The sequence below is a fragment of the Salmonella sp. A1325 genome, from assembly GCF_056991255.1.
In genome coordinates this window covers 1-558 of record NZ_JAMLWO010000032.1, presented here as the reverse complement: position 1 = coordinate 558, position 558 = coordinate 1, and the positions used below count along the sequence as shown (strand labels likewise).

Annotated in this window: 1 protein-coding gene and 2 pseudogenes; 1 reads left to right on the top strand and 2 read right to left on the bottom strand. The window is 55.6% G+C overall.

From position 1 onward, the window contains the following. On the bottom strand, positions 1-209 hold a 209-nt coding region (locus NAZ64_RS22380), incomplete at its 3' end, for a DUF977 family protein (protein ID WP_483641037.1). 13 nt (positions 210-222) lie between these two features. Then, positions 223-333 (bottom strand): annotated as a pseudogene (locus NAZ64_RS22375) (replication protein P); the annotation flags it as partial. Here NAZ64_RS22375 and NAZ64_RS22370 point away from each other — a divergent pair. Beyond that, positions 330-515: pseudogene (locus NAZ64_RS22370) on the top strand (recombinase RecT); the annotation flags it as partial. The pseudogenes NAZ64_RS22375 and NAZ64_RS22370 overlap by 4 nt on opposite strands. Positions 516-558 lie beyond the last annotated feature (43 nt).

Below are 558 nucleotides of genomic sequence, written 5' to 3'. Positions count from 1 at the left end.
GCCTGTTCCGAAGGAAAAATACCGCTTCTCCCGGCCTGATACAGATCCCCACAACTTTCCGCCTTTTCCAGGTAGTGGCGGGCTGTAAAAATGGTTAACCCTGTTATCTTCCGCAGCTCTCCAAACGTCATCCGACCGTGTGTTCGTATCAGTTCCGTCAGGCGCTTCTGTATTTCAGCTTTCTGCGCCGGTGTGTAATTTCTGCTCATAAGTCCCCCCCTGTTAAAGCCTTCCCGCCGCCTTACGCCGTCTGAATTCTTCCATCATCAGTTGTGCCGGGGTTGGCCCTGCCGGATGGCGCGGCGCTGTAAGTTGACGGCGTACCGGCGGTAGCCACAACGGAAATCCGAAAAGTTCTGGCGCTGGGTGACTGTGACACCATGAGTTTTGTCAGCGCCATCGTTCAGTGTACCCAGCTTGGGCTGGAACCCGGCGGCGCGCTCGGTCATGCCTATCATACCGGGCAGTCGTCAAACCTCCGGGATCGCGCATCGTCAACGATGCAGGTGATCGTGAACAAGATATAGTTTTCCACAGTTCGTACAGGATAGGCCTCCT